Raw genomic sequence first — 15,474 nt, 5'->3', positions numbered from 1 at the left:
CGCCATTTCGGCCCGATCTGGCGGTTACGGTGCGGAACTTCGCCTCAGATGCAGCGGCCGCCGTCGACTTCCAGCGCCACGCCGGTGACCAGCGATGCCTCGTCCGAAACGAGGTAGAGGGCGGCGTTGGCGATATCGAGCGGCGTCGAGAAGCGTCCGAGCGGGATCGACGAGCGGAACTTCTCGCGGACTTCCGGCGTGTCCTTGCCCATGAACTTTTCCAGCATGCCGGTTTCTCCCGCGACCGGGCAAAGGCAGTTGACGCGGATGTTCTTCGGCGCAAGCTCGATCGCCATGGACTTGGTGGCGGTGATCGCCCAGCCCTTGGAGGCGTTGTACCAGGTCAGGCCCGGGCGCGGCCTGAGGCCCGCCGTCGAGGCCGTGTTGAGGATCGCGCCGCCGCCCTGCCGCTCCATGATCGGCACCACCGCACGGGCCGCATGGTAGATCGCCTTCATGTTGACCGCGGTGATGAGGTCGAAGACGTCCTCCTCGACGTCCAGCATGTCGCCGTTGCGATGGGTGTAGCCGGCGTTGTTGACCATGATGTCGATGCGGCCGAAGGCGCCCATGGCGGCATAGACCAATTCGTCGAATTCCGACTTCAGCGAAACGTCCGTGGTGACTGCAATGGCGTTCTTGCCGATTTCGCCGGCGACGCGCTCTGCCTCCTTGGTGTTGAGGTCGGCCACGACGACCCTGGCTCCCTCCTCGGCAAACCGCTTGGCCATGCCCTCGCCGAAGCCCGCGGCAGCGCCGGTGATGATTGCAACCTTGCCCTTGAGACGCATCGTCCTTCGATCCCATCTTTTGTTCGCCTCCGGTCTAGCCGCCGATGATGCAGCCGGCAATGCCTGCCGCCGCGCAGCATCGGGCAAAGGATCGGGCCAGTGCTCCCGGCTTTGGATTTTGCGGTGCCCAGGGCTTATGCTCGGCAGCGCAACGCCGAACCGGAAACGAAACTGTGACACCATGGCGCTGGCTTAGGGCTAGCGTTTTTAAATCGATTAGATTATATCGGTCGGCGACGCGACGACCGTCAGGAAAACGGAAAGACCATGACTAGCCAGATCATCCCCGTCGATCCCTTTGACTTCATCATTTTCGGGGGCACCGGCGACCTGTCGGAACGCAAGCTCTTGCCGGCGCTCTATCACCGCCAGCGCGACCATCAATTTTCCGAGCCGACGCGCATCATCGGCGCCTCGCGAACCAAGATGGACGACAAGGAGTTCCGCGCCTTCGCCAAGAAGGCGATCTCCGATCACGTCAAGCCGGAATATATCGAGGAGAAGGAGCTCAAGACCTTCCTCGACCGCCTGAGCTACGTCACCGTCGACGCCAAGTCCGGCGAGGGTTTCGAGGACCTCAAGAAGTCGCTGGCCGACAGCAAGCGCATCCGCGTCTTCTATCTGGCGGTCTCGCCGATCCTGTTCGGTGACATCTCCGACAATCTCAAGCAGCAGAAGCTGATCACTCCGGATTCGCGCATCGTCGTCGAGAAGCCGATCGGCCGCGATCTCGAATCGGCCAGGGCGCTGAACGACACCATCGGCGACGACTTCGGCGAACACCAGATCTTCCGCATCGACCACTATCTCGGAAAGGAGACGGTGCAGAACCTGATGGCGCTGCGCTTCGCCAATGCGCTCTACGAGCCGCTGTGGAACTCGGCGCATATCGACCACGTGCAGATCACCGTTGCCGAGACCGTCGGCCTGGAAGACCGCGTCACCTACTACGACAAGGCGGGCGCGCTGCGCGACATGGTGCAGAATCACATGCTGCAGCTCTTGTGCCTCGTCGCCATGGAGGCGCCCGCCTCGATGGAGGCCAATGCGGTGCGCGACGAGAAGCTGAAGGTGCTGAACGCGCTGAAGCGCGTCAACGGCAACGAGGCGCCCAAGCATACGGTGCGCGGCCAGTACCGCGCCGGCGCCTCCGCCGGCGGCCCGGTCAAGGGCTATATCGAGGAACTCGGCGCCGAGAGCACCACGGAAACCTTCGTCGCCATCAAGGCGGAGATCGCCAACTGGCGCTGGGCGGGCGTGCCGTTCTACCTGCGCACCGGCAAGCGGCTGGCTTCGCGCGTTTCCGAGATCGTCATCGAGTTCAAGCCGATCCCGCACTCGATCTTCGGCGAAAGCGCCGGGCCGATCTTCAACAACCAGCTGGTCATCCGCCTGCAGCCCGACGAAGGCGTGAAGCAGTACATCATGATCAAGGATCCGGGCCCGGGCGGCATGCGCCTGCGCCAGATCCCGCTCGACATGAGCTTCGCCCAGTCCTTCGACGGCCGCGCGCCGGACGCCTATGAGCGCCTGATCATGGACGTGGTGCGCGGCAACCAGACGCTGTTCATGCGCCGCGACGAGGTCGAGGCGGCATGGAAGTGGATCGACCCGATCCAGCATGCCTGGGAGGCGAGCCGCCAGGAAGCGCAGGGCTACACGGCCGGCACCTGGGGCCCGTCGGCATCGATCGCCCTGATCGAGCGTGACGGCCGCACCTGGCATGAGAGCAACTGACGCCATGGCAGCCCCCCGCTGGAACGAGTTCGGGACACGCGACGAGCTGGCGGCAGCGCTTGCCGCCAGGGTCGCAGACACGCTGAAGGCGGCCATCGCCCGCCGCGGCACGGCTTTCCTCGCCGTGTCGGGTGGCACGACGCCGGGCCGCTTCTTCGCCGCACTGTCGAAAGAGAAGCTGGACTGGAACAAGGTCACGGTGACCTTGGTCGACGAGCGTTTCGTGCCGGAGAGCTCGCCGCGTTCCAACGCAGCGCTGGCCAAGTCCAGCCTGCTGCAGAACGAGGCGACCGCCGCACGGTTTGCGCCGCTGTTTCACGAAGCTTCGTCGGTCGAACAGGGCGCGGACCTTGCCGACGCCGACCTTCGCTCCCTCCCCTGGCCACTCGACGCAGCGATCCTCGGCATGGGCGGCGATGGCCACACGGCTTCGTTTTTCCCCGATGCGCAAGGCTTGGACACCCTGCTCGACCCGGCATCGAGCCGTCTTGTAATGCCGGTACACTCCGAAAGTGCCGGCGAGGCACGGCTGACGCTGACGCTGCCGGCGCTGGTCAACGCCGGGCTGGTGGTCGTGCATATCGAGGGCGCGGAAAAGCGCAGCGTGATCGACGCGGCACTCGCTGCTGAGAAGCCGCTGCCGATCCGCACAGTGATCGACCGGTCGCCGCACGCCACCGAGAACTACTGGGCGCCCTGAGCGGGCGCCTCCCCGCGTCGCGCATCCCCCGGGATCTGCGGCGCCCTGAATGCCGAAATCGAGCATGGTCCGGCGCAATCGGCTGCGCCGTCTTCCGGTCCATGCGCCAGCCCGAAGCTCCTCCCAATTCGGGCGTCGAGTTGAAAGGACTGAGGCCATGACCGCCAGGAAAGACATCCAAGCCATCACCGAGCGCATCCGCGAGCGCTCCAAGGTCAGCCGCGAAATCTATCTCGGCGGCGTCGACGCCGCCGCCGGCAAGACCGCCAACCGCGGCGTGCTGTCCTGCGGCAACCTCGCCCACGGCTTTGCCGTCTGCAGCCCCTCGGAGAAGGCGGCGCTCGGAGCTGACAAGGTGCCGAACCTCGGCATCATCACTTCCTACAACGACATGCTGTCGGCACATCAGCCATTCGAGACCTATCCGCAGCTGATCAAGGACGCGGCACGCGAGGCCGGCGGCATCGCCCAGGTGGCGGGCGGCGTGCCGGCGATGTGCGACGGCGTCACCCAGGGACAGCCGGGCATGGAACTGTCGCTGTTCTCGCGCGACGTGATCGCCATGGCCGCCGCCATCGGCCTCAGCCACAACATGTTCGACGCCGCCGTCTATCTCGGCGTCTGCGACAAGATCGTGCCGGGCCTGGTGATCGCGGCACTGAGCTTCGGCCACTTGCCTGCGGTCTTCGTACCGGCCGGGCCGATGACGTCGGGCCTGCCGAACGACGAGAAGGCCAAGGTCCGCCAGCTCTATGCCGAAGGCAAGGTCGGCCGCGCCGAGCTCCTGCAGGCCGAGTCCAAGTCGTATCACGGCCCGGGCACCTGCACCTTCTACGGCACCGCAAACTCCAACCAGATGCTGATGGAGATCATGGGCCTGCACACGCCGGGCGCCTCCTTCGTCAATCCGGGCACGCCGCTGCGCGACGCGCTGACGCGCGAGGCCGCAAAACGCGCACTCGCGATCACAGCGCTCGGCAATGCCTACACGCCTGTCGGGCGCATGATCGACGAGCGCTCGGTGGTCAACGGGGTCGTCGGCCTGCATGCCACGGGCGGTTCGACCAACCACACCATCCACCTGATCGCCATGGCTGCCGCCGCCGGCATCCGCCTGACCTGGCAGGACATTTCCGACCTGTCGGACACGGTGCCGCTGCTCGCCCGCGTCTACCCGAACGGGCTTTCCGACGTGAACCACTTCCAGGCGGCCGGCGGCATGGGCTTCCTGATCCGCGAACTGCTCGACGCCGGTCTGCTGCACGAGGACGTGCAGACCGTGTGGGGCGAAGGCCTGCGCCCCTACGCGGTCGAGGCCAAGCTCGGCGCCGATGGTTCCGTTGTGCGCGAGGCGGCGCCCAAGGTCAGCGGCGACGAGAAGGTGCTGGCGCCGGCAGCCAAGGCATTCCAGCCGACCGGCGGGCTCAAGGTGCTGGGCGGCAATCTCGGCCACGCCATCATCAAGACCTCGGCGGTGAAGCCCGAGCGGCGCGTCATCGAGGCGCCGGCGCTGGTGTTCGACAGCCAGCAGGGCCTCAACGACGCCTTCAAGGCCGGCCTGCTCGACCGCGACTTCGTCGCCGTCATCCGCTTCCAGGGCCCCAAGGCCAACGGCATGCCGGAACTGCACAAGCTGACCACCGTGCTCGGCATCCTGCAGGACCGCGGCCACAAGGTGGCGCTGGTCACCGACGGCCGCATGTCTGGCGCTTCGGGCAAGGTTCCGGCTGCAATCCACGTCACGCCGGAAGCGCTCGAAGGCGGCTCCATCGGCCGCATCCACGACGGTGACATCGTCCGGCTCGACGCCGAAGCCGGCACATTGGAAGTGCTGGTGCCGGCAGCCGAACTGGCCAATCGTCCGAAGCCCGTCTGCGACCTCTCGGAGAACGAACACGGCATGGGCCGCGAGCTGTTCGCCGGCTTCCGCCAGATGGTCGGCCGCGCCGACCACGGCGCGAGCGCCTTCGGCACGGCGTGACCTCGGCTTGAAAGTAAGGCAGTTCTGCCTTACTTTTCGGTTTGGAGTCCAACATGACCATTCTGACCGTCACAGCCAAGGGGCAGGTCACGCTGCGCAAGGAAGTGCTTCAGCATCTGGGCGTCAAACCCGGGGACAAGATTGCCGTCGACGTTCTGCCCGACGGCAAGGCAAGCCTCAGCGCGGTCAAGCCGAAGGACGCGTTGAAAGGCTTCGTCGGCAGCTTGCATCGACCTGGCGAGCCTGCCCGCTCCCTCGAGGAGATCAACCAGGCCATTCGCGATGGCTGGGCCGGCAAGCGGTGAAGATTACGCCCGACACAAACGTATTGGTGCGGATTGCGACGATGGACAACGAGGTCCAGACCGCCATGGCGCTGCGAGCACTGGAAAAGGCGGAAGCCATTGTCGTGCCCCTGACCACGCTCTGTGAGTTCGTGTGGGTGCTGAAGCAGAGCTACAAGCGCCCCGCTGCAGAGGTCGCGGGGTCGTTGCGGGAATTGCTCTCGTCAAGCATCGTCGAGACCAACCGTCCAGCTGCGGACGCAGGACTCACAGTGCTTTTGGCCGGTGGCGATTTCGCCGATGGCGTCATCGCCTTCGAAGGAGCCCAGTCAGGCGGATCGACCTTCCTGACGTTCGACAAGAAGGCGGCAAGCCTGATCAAGAAGATCGGGATCGAAGCAGAACTGCTGGCCTGAGTGTGCCCTACTTCACCGCCTCGCACGAAAACACCGCCGGCGCGTCCTCACCCTTGAACAGGTCGTAGAGATCGGCGTTGTCGCCCTTGGTCCACCAGACATACTGCTGGCCGGCATATTTGGCGCCGCTGCCGCTGAGCACGTTGACGGTCACGACCGTATCGTCGCCGAGCGTCAGCACCGCGAGCGAGGTAGTGCCGGCGTTGATGTACTCGGCCTTCACGGCCTGGTCGCCGCATTTGTAGCCGACGGTGTTGCGCTCGACTGCAACTTCGCCTGGCAGCTCGAACGTCACGGTCGAGGCCATCGCGGCGCTGGTCGCGGCGGCAAGAATGATCGCGGTAAAGATCAGGCGCATGGCAGTCTCCGATTGATCCTTGCATAGGCGTAGCACGACGCTCATGCCTGCCGGAGCGGAAGCTGCGGCAGGCATGGACAAGACCGTAGGCTATGCGCCGTTTCGCGCCACGTCGGCGAAGAAGGGCTCCGGGCTCTCCACCTCGACGAGCTTGCGCTTCTCGATCTGCCAGAAGCGGTTGCCTGTGGCGCGGACGAAGCTGCGGTCGTGCGACACCAGCAGGCAGCTCGCCTCGTGCTTCAGCAGTTCCGCCTCCAGCGTCTCCTGCCCGTCGATGTCCAGATGGTTGGTGGGCTCGTCGAGCAGGTAGAAGTTGGGGTTGGCGAGCCTCAGCACCAGCATGCCGAGCCGCGCCTTCTGGCCGCCCGACAGACGGCCGATCGGGTTCGACTGCATGTCGACATTCATGCCGGCGCCGGCGAGCAAGGTGCGGGCACGCTGCTCACCGAGCTCGAAGCGGCGCGTCAGGACGTCCAATGGATTGTCCTTGTCGGCAAGATCGGACAAGCCCTGGTCGCCATAGCCCAGCACCAGCGAAGGCGTCGCCTTGATGCCGTCGACGGCGACGTCGGGCTGGGCGATGGCGCGCCGCAGCATGTTGACCAGCCGCGTCTTGCCCGTGCCGTTGCGGCCGAGCAGGACGACGCGGTCGCCCTGGCGGATCCACAGCTTGCCGGTCCGGAACAACAGCGTACCGTCGGGCGTCGTCACCGGCGCATCGTCGAGCGTCACCAGCACCTTGGCGTGCGTGCCGCGGTTGGCGAGCCTGATCGAGCCGGCCGAGCGTTCCAGATGGGCAGGGCGCGCCGTCTCCTCGATGCGCTCCGCCCGCTCCTTCAGCTGCTTGGTCTTCACGACAAGAAGGTCGCTGCCGGAGTTGATACCGATATTGTTGAGCTTGGCCGCCTGGCGGCGCAGCTGCTGGGCCGTCTTCATGTCCTTCTCGAAGCGGCGCGCATCCGAGGCGTCGATCTCGTCGAGCGCTGCGCGGGCCCGTGAATAGGGCAGCGAGAAGGCTTGCGAGTTCTCCGGCCTCAGGAACAACGTCCTGTTGGTCACGGCGTCGAGGAAGGCACGGTCATGGCTGCAGATCACCACCGGCACGTCGCGCGGCAGGGCGTTCAGCCATTCCTCCAGCTGGCCGATGCGGGCAAGGTCGAGATGGTTGGTCGGCTCGTCGAGCAGCAGCATGTCGGGCTCGGTCACCCAGACGCGCGCCAAAAGCGCAAGCCGCTGCCAGCCACCGCTGAGCTGCGACAACGGACGCTGGCGCAGTTCCTCCGGCACGTCGAATTCGCCGAGCGCGACGTCGACACGCCAGCTCTCGCTGTCGGCCTGGTCGGCGGGCAGTGCCTGCAGCACGGCTTCGTAGAAGATGGCCTCCAACAGCTTCGCCGGGACGTCCTGCTCGACATAGCCGACGCGCAGGCCGCGCGAGCGAGTGATATCGCCGGAGGTCGGCTCGAAGCTGCCGGCGATGGCGCGCAGCAGGGTCGACTTGCCACGGCCATTGGCCGCGACGATGCCGAGCCGGTCCCCCGGCTCGACGGAGAGGTTGAGGTTGGAGAAGAGCGGCGCACCGATGGTGACGCCGAGCGACCGCAGATTGATCAAAGCCATTTTCGTTCTCTGGCCTGTCCGGACCGTCGCCCGCACCGTTCAGAGGTGCATGAATGGGGAAATCGGGCCCGGTGGGAATTTCACGAAGCAGGCGCGAGCGAAAAGGCTCAGCGCTGCATCACCACGACGGGCAGACCGGTAAGGAGAACAGCTTCAGTAGGGCTGGCGTCTCGTCTGTGGTCAGCCCTGCAAACGCATTTGCAGGGCGTGGACGGGGCCGCGCTGGCGGTGGAGATAGAAATGCTCGATCACGCAGCCCTCCTTTCCTTTTCGAGTTGCGCCGCCTTCATAGCCGCAATGGCGGGGCGAGACAATCCTACTGGACGGTGAGTTCGGTTCGCTCGCCCGCCTTGACGGTGAAGGGCATCTCGGAGTCCGGCTTGTCCGTCTTGAAGTTGGTGACCAACACATAGTCGCCGCCGACGATGGTAGTCTGCATGGTCTCGCCGTAGCCGTAGGTTACCTGCTTACGCTCACCCTGGAGGTTCTTCTTCGCCTCGAAGATCTTGAAGCCGTCGGCGCCAGGCGCTTCGATCGCCAGCACGCCGGCGTTCAATGCCACCGACAATTCCGTCAGTTCACCGACCTTGACGCTGAAGGGCTGTTCCACGGTCGCCGCTTGCATATCGACGCCAATCACATAGTCGCCGGCAGGCAGGTCGAACTGCTGCCCGGGCCCATAGCCATAGGTCACCTGCTCGCGGCTACCGTCGAGTTTCTTGGCAGCCTTGAATATCTTCCAGGACAGGTCACCGGAATCGACCTTCTCGCCGCCGGCCACATAGAAGGCATTGGCAATGGCCTTGCCGACGCCGACGATGATGTCCTTGTCGATGGTCTGGCCGGCCGCGACCTGGATCGTTTCGTTGGCCTCGCCTGCACCCAGCTTGACCGTTACGTTGCTCTCGCCAACTGGAACAACAGTCTTCACCTGACCGTAGTTGGCAGACGACTCGCCGTCGCCAGGGAAGTCAATAATGATCTGCGCGTCGCCATCGATCTCGGCATTCGGCGAAGGACGAGCCCGTAGAGCGATCACGCCGGCATTCAGAACGTATTGCGGCTCGGCCACCTTGCCGGCCTCCACCGTCAGCGGCTCCTCCAACTTGGCCTCGCCGCTGCGGACGAGCACGACATAGTCACCGGGCTCGATGCTCTCCTTGAAGTCGTTGTAGCCGGAAACGACGCGATCGCCCGGGCTGCCTGCCGAGTCCTTCTTGAAGACTTCGTAATAAACGTCGATCGGCGGCTTCTCGCCACCGGCCGACAGGACGGCCGAGGGCACGAAATTGAACTCCGGCTTGGCCGGCTCTTGCGCCGGCTGGGGAGAGGGAGCCGGCGCGGGCGCCGCCACCGTCTGGACCAGTGCCTCCTCGAGACCATTGGCGTCGGAGGCCTGGATGTATTTGCCGCCGGTGTTCTGCGCCAGGCACGCCACCTGCCTGCCCTCTTCCGCCGTGAGACCGAAGCCGACGACATGGGCAGTGAAGTCGACGCCCGCCTGCTCCAGTTCCTTGCCCAGTGCGCAGGCATCGGCGTTGCAGGTCTCGAGCCCGTCGGTGATGAGAATGACGGTCGCCTTGTCCTCCGTGTATTTGAGGTCCTCGGCAGCCTGCTTGACGGCAGCCGTCAGCGGCGTCTTGCCCAGGAACTTCAGGCCGTCGGCAGCGGCGGTGATGGCACCAGCAGAACCGGCCGCCGGCGGCACCACCAGCTCGATGTCGTTGCAGCTGCCCTTTTCGCGGTGGCCATAGGCCATGAGCCCGAGCTCGGTGTCGGCGGGAACCGTCTTCAGCACCGAGCGCAGCGCCTCGCGGGCGATCTCGAGCTTGGGCTTGCCGTCGATCTGGCCCCACATGGACCCCGACGCGTCGAGCACGATGATGGCGCGCTCGGCGGCATGCACGGCTACTGCTCCCGACAGCATGAACATGGCCGTCAGGACACCTCGTGAGAACGTCTTCATGCTGCCCCCTCGCCGGTTCAGATGTTCCGTTCATCGGAAGCTAAACAAGCCTGCGTGCCCTGACAACCCTGCGGCCTAGTAGGTCGTTCTCCGTTCCTCGCTCGGCGGCCGGCCGAACTGGAGGCGGTAGCTCTGGGCGAAATAGGAATGCGAGGTGAAGCCGGTGGCGATCGCCACGTCGAGGATCGGCATATTGGTCTGACGCAGCAGTTCGCGGGCGCGCTCGAGCCTCAGCCGCATGTAGTAGCGTCCGGGCGTGACGTTGAGATGGCGCAGGAACAGCCGCTCGACCTGGCGGACCGAAAGCCCCGCCGTCTTGGCGAGCTGCACGGCCGACAGCGGCTCGTCGAGGTGATCGGCCATCAGCTCGACGATGCGCTTGAGCTTGTCCGACTTGCCGGTCAGGTCGCGTTCGGGGCCGACGCGCTGGCGGTCGCCTGCGTTGCGGATGCGCTCGTGCTGGAACTGGTTGGCGACCTCGTTGGCGAGATTGGAGCCGAAGTCGCGCCGGATGATCTCCAGCATCAGGTCGATCGAGGTCGTCACGCCGGCGCAGGTGTAACGCTTGCGGTCGATCTCGAAGACGTTGTTGGTGCACTCGATATCCGGGAACTTCTCCATGAAGCCGGCGCGGTTCTCCCAGTGGATGGTGCAGCGGTAGCCGTCGAGCTGGCCAGCCTCGGCCAGGATCTGGGAGCCGACCGAAAGCGCGCCGAGCGCGCCGCCCCGCCGCCCCCAGGAGCGCAGCGCGCCGAGCACCTTGCTCTTGCCCGGGAACTCGGTGACCACGCCGACGCAGGCGAACAGGATGTCGACCGGGGGTATGTCGGCGACGCTGTAGTCGACCTTGAGCGGCAGGCCGTTGGAGGCCATGACGGCCTCTCCATCCGCGGAGACCGTGGTCCAGCTGTAGATATCGCGGCCGATCAGGCGGTTGGCCGAACGGCAGGTGTCGATGGCCGCGACCAGCGAGAACATCGAAAATTTGTCGACCAGGAGGAAGGCGAACTGGCGACGTTCGGGATCGGCATGCGACATGGCGGCCAAGTCTACAGGAAGTGTCGAAAGGAAAGCAGCGCCCGGCTGGGAGATGCGGTCCCTGCTCAGAAATCCTGACGGCCCACGCCCGCGTGCCGGGATGCCGACACCAGCGTGTTGGCCATCAGCATGGCGATGGTCATGGGGCCGACACCGCCCGGAACCGGGGTAATGGCGCCAGCCACCCGCTCGGCCTCGGCATAGGCGACATCGCCCACCAGCTTCGACTTGCCCTCGCCCTTCTCGGGTGCGGGAATGCGGTTGATGCCGACGTCGATGACGGTCGCGCCCGGCTTGACCCAGTCGCCCTTGATCATTTCAGGTCTTCCCACCGCGCCAACCAGGATATCGGCCGTCCGGCAGAGCGCCGGCAGGTCCTTCGTGCGGCTGTGGGCGATGGTGACTGTGGCATTGGCGGCAAGCAGCAAATTGGCCATCGGCTTGCCGACGATGTTGGAGCGGCCGACCACCACAGCGCTGAGACCGGAAAGATCCTTGCCGTGCCGGCGCTCGATGAGCAGCATCGAGCCGAAGGGCGTGCAGGGCACGAGCGCCGTCTCGATCTCGCCGGTGGCGAGCTTGCCGACATTGACGAAGTGGAAGCCGTCGACGTCCTTGTCCGGCGCGATCGTCTGGATGATCCTGCCGGCGTCGATGTGGCTGGGCAGCGGCAATTGCACCAATATGCCGTGGATCGCCGGATCGGCATTGAGCCGTTCGACCAGGGCAACCAGCTCGGCCTCCGAGGTTTCGGCGGCCAGCGTATGCTGGACCGAATGGAAGCCGCATTCCTTGGCCGTGCGCGACTTGTTGGCCACGTAGACCTGGCTGGCCGGATCCTCGCCGACGATCACCACGGCGAGGCCCGGCTGGATGCCCTTGGCGGCGAGTTCGGCAACGGACTTCTTGACGCCCGCGACCACCTCGGCCGCTACACTCTTGCCGTCTATGATCTCTGCCATGGGCTTTCTCCGTATGCCTTCGGTCTCGGGCGGCATTGTCACCATATTTTCGACCTGCAACACCGCCAATGCGGCGTCCGGTGCCGTAAACTCGAAACCGAAGTCTAATTCAGAAATAGCGACGCGCCCGCCGCTCCCGCAGCAGATTCAGCTCCTTGCGCAGTTCGCGCAAGCTCTCGCCGATTTCATCGATCTGGCTCCGCGACGCGCTGTCGGACGACGGCGAGACCAACGGTTCGGCCGGTTGATACCGCAGCCGGTCGCTTTCGCGGTGTTCGGCAGCATTCGCCGCCTGCGGCACGGGCTGGCCAGGGTCGGAGCGCGGCGATGCCAGCCGAGCGTCGTCGTCCGCATCGGGAGACCGTGGCCGGGCCGGCGCTTCGGCGGATGCGGCAACGGCGGGAACATCGCCGCCCGTCCCGGGAACGCGTTCCTGCGACGGACCCTCAGCCCGTCGCCGCGCGCGGGCACGGCGACGATCGGCGGTCTCGCGCAGCCCGTCGAGGGCACCGCGCAGGCCGCCCAGGCCGATGCCGGCGAGAAGCCCCAGCAGCGATCCGGCGACGGCGATGATCGCGCGCCGCGGTCCCGTCGATTCGAGCGGGGGATTGGCGCGGGAAATGACCGTGATGTTGGCCGGGTTGATGTCCTTCTGTTCTCCCGTCTCGCGGGCGCGCAGCAGGAAGGATTCGTACACGGCACGCTTGGCCGCCACGTCGCGGTCGAGCTCGCGCAGCGTCACGAGCTCGTTGCTGACCTCGCCCTGGCGCACCTTGAGCTGGGCCAGCCGCGCGGCGAGTTCCTGTTCCGTCTGCACGGCGCGCCGGAGTTCCACCTGGATCGAGGCGGCGACGCGGCGCAGCTCCGCGGCGATGCGTTCGCGCGCGCCGGTCAGCTGGGCCTCCACGGCGAGCCGTTCGGGATGGCGGGGGCCCAGCTTCACCGACAGCCTGTCGGCTTCCTGGGTGAGCGTCGCATACTGCGCCCGCAACTCGGTGATCGCCTGCGAGGCCACTGCCTCCGGCAGCGAGCCGCTCAGCGCCGACTCGATATTGACGTTACGCGTCGAAGCCGCGCGCGCATTGAGTTCGAGCGTGCGCGCCCGGGCCGCGGTGAGCTGGTCGTTGACGCGCTGGATCTCGTCGTCGGTGATCAGGCGGCCCTGGGCATCGATGATGTCGTTTTCCGCCTTGAAGGCCTCGACCTTGCGCTCGGCCCCCTCGACTGCCTTGCGCAGTTCCTCCAGCCGGGCATTGAGCTCCTCGGTTGCCCGGCCGGCCGTCCCCGCCTGCATCTCGGCGTTGGTCTGCATGAAGACTTCGGTCATCGTGTTGGCGATGAGCGCGGATTTTTCGGCGCTTTGCGTCTTGGCGCCGATCGAGACGACGAAACTCTTGTTGCCGCGCTCGATGGTCAGCGCCTCGAAGAGGTTGTTGACCGCCAGCACGTGGGCACGGTCCGCTCCGTTCGCCGCAGGCGTCGTCTCGCGGCCGGGCATGATCTCGCCCAGGAGCGACCGGAGGCCACCCCCGCCGGTCCCCTTGCCGTTGAACTCGGGATCGTTGGCAAGGTCGAGCCGGTCGACGACCTTGGTCAGAACCGATCCCGACGTCAGCACGCGCACCTGGTTCTCGACCAGCGTCAGCGTGGCATCCCACGGCAATCCGCTGTCGGTGAGTTCCCGTTCGGTCAGCTTGAGATTGCGCGGATCGACGATCATCTCCGTCCACGCCTGGAACATCTTCGGCGTCGAAAGCGCGATGGCAACGCCGGCCAGCGCGCCGATCAGGGTGGTCGTGGCGATCAGGAGCTTGGACCGGGCGATCCCGCGCACGATCGCCATCGGCTCGAGCATCGGCTCGCGCGGGCCGTCGTCCCGCATCAGCTGTTCCTCGAGCGAAGGGGCATCCGGGGGGGGCGGCATGTTCTGGATGGCGGCGATCTGTTCGGCCACCGGCGCGACGCTGCGCGCCAGCCGGCCACGCCAGCCGTCGACGGCAGAATCCTTCGCTTGCGAATCGGCAGCGGCTTCCGGCTCGCGGTCGGCCAGCTCCGCACCCCGAGCGGCTTCCGACGACGCGATGTCTGCTTCGGCCGCGCGTTCGGCTTCGCGGCGGAACCGCGCGAAGCGATGGCGGACGGCCTGGTCCTGCCCGTCGTCCTGCTCTGATGGCGTGACCGACAGCAGCGAGCCGCCGCGGGGCTTGCCGGACGCATCGCGTGCGCGCCGCGCGGGCTGCCGATCGTCAGTGTCTCCGATGTCCGCCATAGGGGGCTGCTTCCAACACGATGGGCCCGGATCGGGTGCCCGGGCGTTAACCCACGCTAAACAGACATGGGAAACAAAAGGTTAATCGATCGGCGGCCGATGTTCATTGAAGCAAATCACGCGCCGGCCATAGTCATGCGCGCCGCGATGGAAAGCTTGATCGCAGCATCGGCGAGGAACATTGTACGGGCATGAGCCGACCAATCTCGAGACGTCGATTTCTGGCGCAGACCATGGGCGTGGGCCTGTTTTCCCTGACGGGAGCGCGGGCAGCCAATGCCAACTGGCCGAAGATCGACGCGACGTTCCTCTTCGCCGCCGATATCCATGCCTGCCGCATGGCCAGCGGCCTCAGCCCCAATTGCCTGCAGGAAGGCAAGACGGACGAGAACCTGCGCCGGCATATCGCGGCGCTCAACGCCGTCGAGGCGCACACATGGCCGGTGCAGATCGGTGGCGCGCCGACGGGCCTGGCGAGCGCCGGCCAGCGCATCGGGCGCCCGCTCGGCCTGGTCATCGGCGGCGACATGACCGACGACGGCGGCGGGCAGGTGACGGAGCCGCGGGAAGGCACGCAGCTCCTGCAGTTCAGCCACCGCTACCAGGAGGGCGCCGGCCCCGACCGGGTACATGTCCCCGTCTATGTCGGGCTGGGCAACCACGATCTCGACCAGGACGGCCCCTCGCCGAATGTCGACTGGTACCGGCGCGAAATGCGCGACTATGTCGAGATAAACCATCGGCCAAGCGTGTTCTTCAAGCCGCCGGTGCCGGCCGCCAACTACGATGCGCTGTCGGACTGCTATTCGTGGGACTGGGGCGGGTTGCACCTTATCCAATTGCACCGCTTCGCCGGCGATGCCTCCAAGGGAGCAGTCGGCGCGCTTGGCTGGCTCGGCAACGACCTGCAGACATACGCCGGCGACAGCCGGCCGGTGATCCTGTTCCAGCACTATGGCTGGGATACGTTCTCGATCGAGCGATGGGACCCGTCGGCAAGAACGTTCGACGCCACCGGCGCCGGCAAGCCGCACTGGTGGAGCGACGAAGACCGGCGTGCCATGCTGGCGGCGCTCAGGGGCTACAACGTGATCGGCGTCTTCCATGGCCACCAGCACGAGACGCCCATGGTCTACGCGCGCGACGGCCTCGACCTGTTCAAGCCCAAGGCGGCCTTCATGGGCGGCTTCGCCCTGGCGCGCGTGACAGACGCCTTCCTCGACGTCGTTCTGGCCGAGGCCGGGCCGCGTGGCGACGTCACGTTTACCAACGCCTTCACCAAACGGCTGGACGATGCACGTTGAGCGGGCATTCGGGCTTCCTCCAGGTGGAGAGTCGGTCTATGTCAGGTT

At 66.0% G+C, this 15,474-nt stretch carries 13 protein-coding genes; 6 read left to right on the top strand and 7 right to left on the bottom strand.

Translation table 11 applies throughout. The features are described from left to right. Positions 1-44: 44 nt before the first annotated feature. The gene (locus J2X50_RS13600; RefSeq protein WP_429095728.1) at positions 45-791 is read right to left on the bottom strand and encodes an SDR family oxidoreductase; all 747 of its coding nucleotides are present in this window, start codon (positions 789-791) and stop codon (positions 45-47) included. 267 nt (positions 792-1,058) lie between these two features. Between J2X50_RS13600 and zwf the strand changes: the two genes are divergently transcribed. From zwf to J2X50_RS13575, 5 genes are all read left to right on the top strand, one after another. Further along, entirely contained in the window at positions 1,059-2,528 is a 1,470-nt protein-coding gene (gene zwf / locus J2X50_RS13595) for a glucose-6-phosphate dehydrogenase (RefSeq protein WP_429095726.1), read from the top strand. Between the two features lie 4 nt (positions 2,529-2,532). Then, positions 2,533-3,228 (top strand): 6-phosphogluconolactonase, encoded by a 696-nt coding sequence (pgl, locus tag J2X50_RS13590; RefSeq protein WP_429095724.1) that lies wholly within the window; start codon positions 2,533-2,535, stop codon positions 3,226-3,228. A gap of 157 nt (positions 3,229-3,385) precedes the next feature. Next, entirely contained in the window at positions 3,386-5,209 is a 1,824-nt protein-coding gene (gene edd, locus J2X50_RS13585) for a phosphogluconate dehydratase (protein WP_429095722.1), read from the top strand. Positions 5,210-5,262: 53 nt separating this feature from the next. Beyond that, the gene (locus J2X50_RS13580; protein ID WP_347964477.1) at positions 5,263-5,514 is read left to right on the top strand and encodes an AbrB/MazE/SpoVT family DNA-binding domain-containing protein; all 252 of its coding nucleotides are present in this window, start codon (positions 5,263-5,265) and stop codon (positions 5,512-5,514) included. After that, on the top strand, positions 5,511-5,909 hold the full coding sequence (locus tag J2X50_RS13575; protein ID WP_429095719.1) for a type II toxin-antitoxin system VapC family toxin: 399 nt from the start codon (positions 5,511-5,513) through the stop codon (positions 5,907-5,909). Before J2X50_RS13580 ends, J2X50_RS13575 begins: the two co-directional genes overlap by 4 nt. 7 nt (positions 5,910-5,916) lie before the next feature. On the opposite strand, the gene J2X50_RS13570 is transcribed toward J2X50_RS13575, so the two are convergent. The 6 genes from J2X50_RS13570 to J2X50_RS13545 all read right to left on the bottom strand — a co-directional run bounded on the left by J2X50_RS13570 (position 5,917) and on the right by J2X50_RS13545 (position 14,122). Continuing rightward, positions 5,917-6,267: an MliC family protein gene (locus J2X50_RS13570; RefSeq protein WP_429095716.1), complete on the bottom strand. Its 351-nt coding sequence runs from the start codon at positions 6,265-6,267 to the stop codon at positions 5,917-5,919. A gap of 90 nt (positions 6,268-6,357) precedes the next feature. Beyond that, positions 6,358-7,887, bottom strand: coding sequence for an ABC-F family ATP-binding cassette domain-containing protein (locus tag J2X50_RS13565; protein ID WP_429095713.1), 1,530 nt, complete (start codon positions 7,885-7,887; stop codon positions 6,358-6,360). 316 nt (positions 7,888-8,203) lie between these two features. Further along, the gene (locus J2X50_RS13560) at positions 8,204-9,853 is read right to left on the bottom strand and encodes a vWA domain-containing protein (RefSeq protein ID WP_429095711.1); all 1,650 of its coding nucleotides are present in this window, start codon (positions 9,851-9,853) and stop codon (positions 8,204-8,206) included. 75 nt (positions 9,854-9,928) lie between these two features. Further along, complete coding sequence (locus J2X50_RS13555) at positions 9,929-10,891, bottom strand: GlxA family transcriptional regulator (protein ID WP_429095708.1); 963 nt, start codon at positions 10,889-10,891, stop codon at positions 9,929-9,931. Positions 10,892-10,956: 65 nt separating this feature from the next. Further along, positions 10,957-11,853: a bifunctional methylenetetrahydrofolate dehydrogenase/methenyltetrahydrofolate cyclohydrolase FolD gene (gene folD / locus J2X50_RS13550; RefSeq protein ID WP_429095706.1), complete on the bottom strand. Its 897-nt coding sequence runs from the start codon at positions 11,851-11,853 to the stop codon at positions 10,957-10,959. A 109-nt stretch (positions 11,854-11,962) separates the two neighbouring features. Beyond that, positions 11,963-14,122, bottom strand: a complete 2,160-nt coding sequence (locus tag J2X50_RS13545; RefSeq protein ID WP_429095704.1) for a GumC family protein — start codon at positions 14,120-14,122, stop codon at positions 11,963-11,965. Positions 14,123-14,313: 191 nt separating this feature from the next. Here J2X50_RS13545 and J2X50_RS13540 point away from each other — a divergent pair, with 191 nt between their 5' ends. Further along, positions 14,314-15,426 carry a metallophosphoesterase gene (locus J2X50_RS13540; RefSeq protein ID WP_429095702.1) on the top strand — a complete coding sequence of 371 codons (1,113 nt, stop codon included), beginning with the start codon at positions 14,314-14,316 and terminating at the stop codon, positions 15,424-15,426. The last annotated feature ends 48 nt before the right edge of the window (positions 15,427-15,474 follow it).

Source organism: Aminobacter sp. BE322 (assembly GCF_050433525.1).
In the GTDB taxonomy this organism is placed as follows: domain Bacteria; phylum Pseudomonadota; class Alphaproteobacteria; order Rhizobiales; family Rhizobiaceae; genus Aminobacter.
The sequence above is the reverse complement of the archived record's forward strand: the minus strand, read 5'-3'. Positions and strand labels throughout refer to the sequence as shown.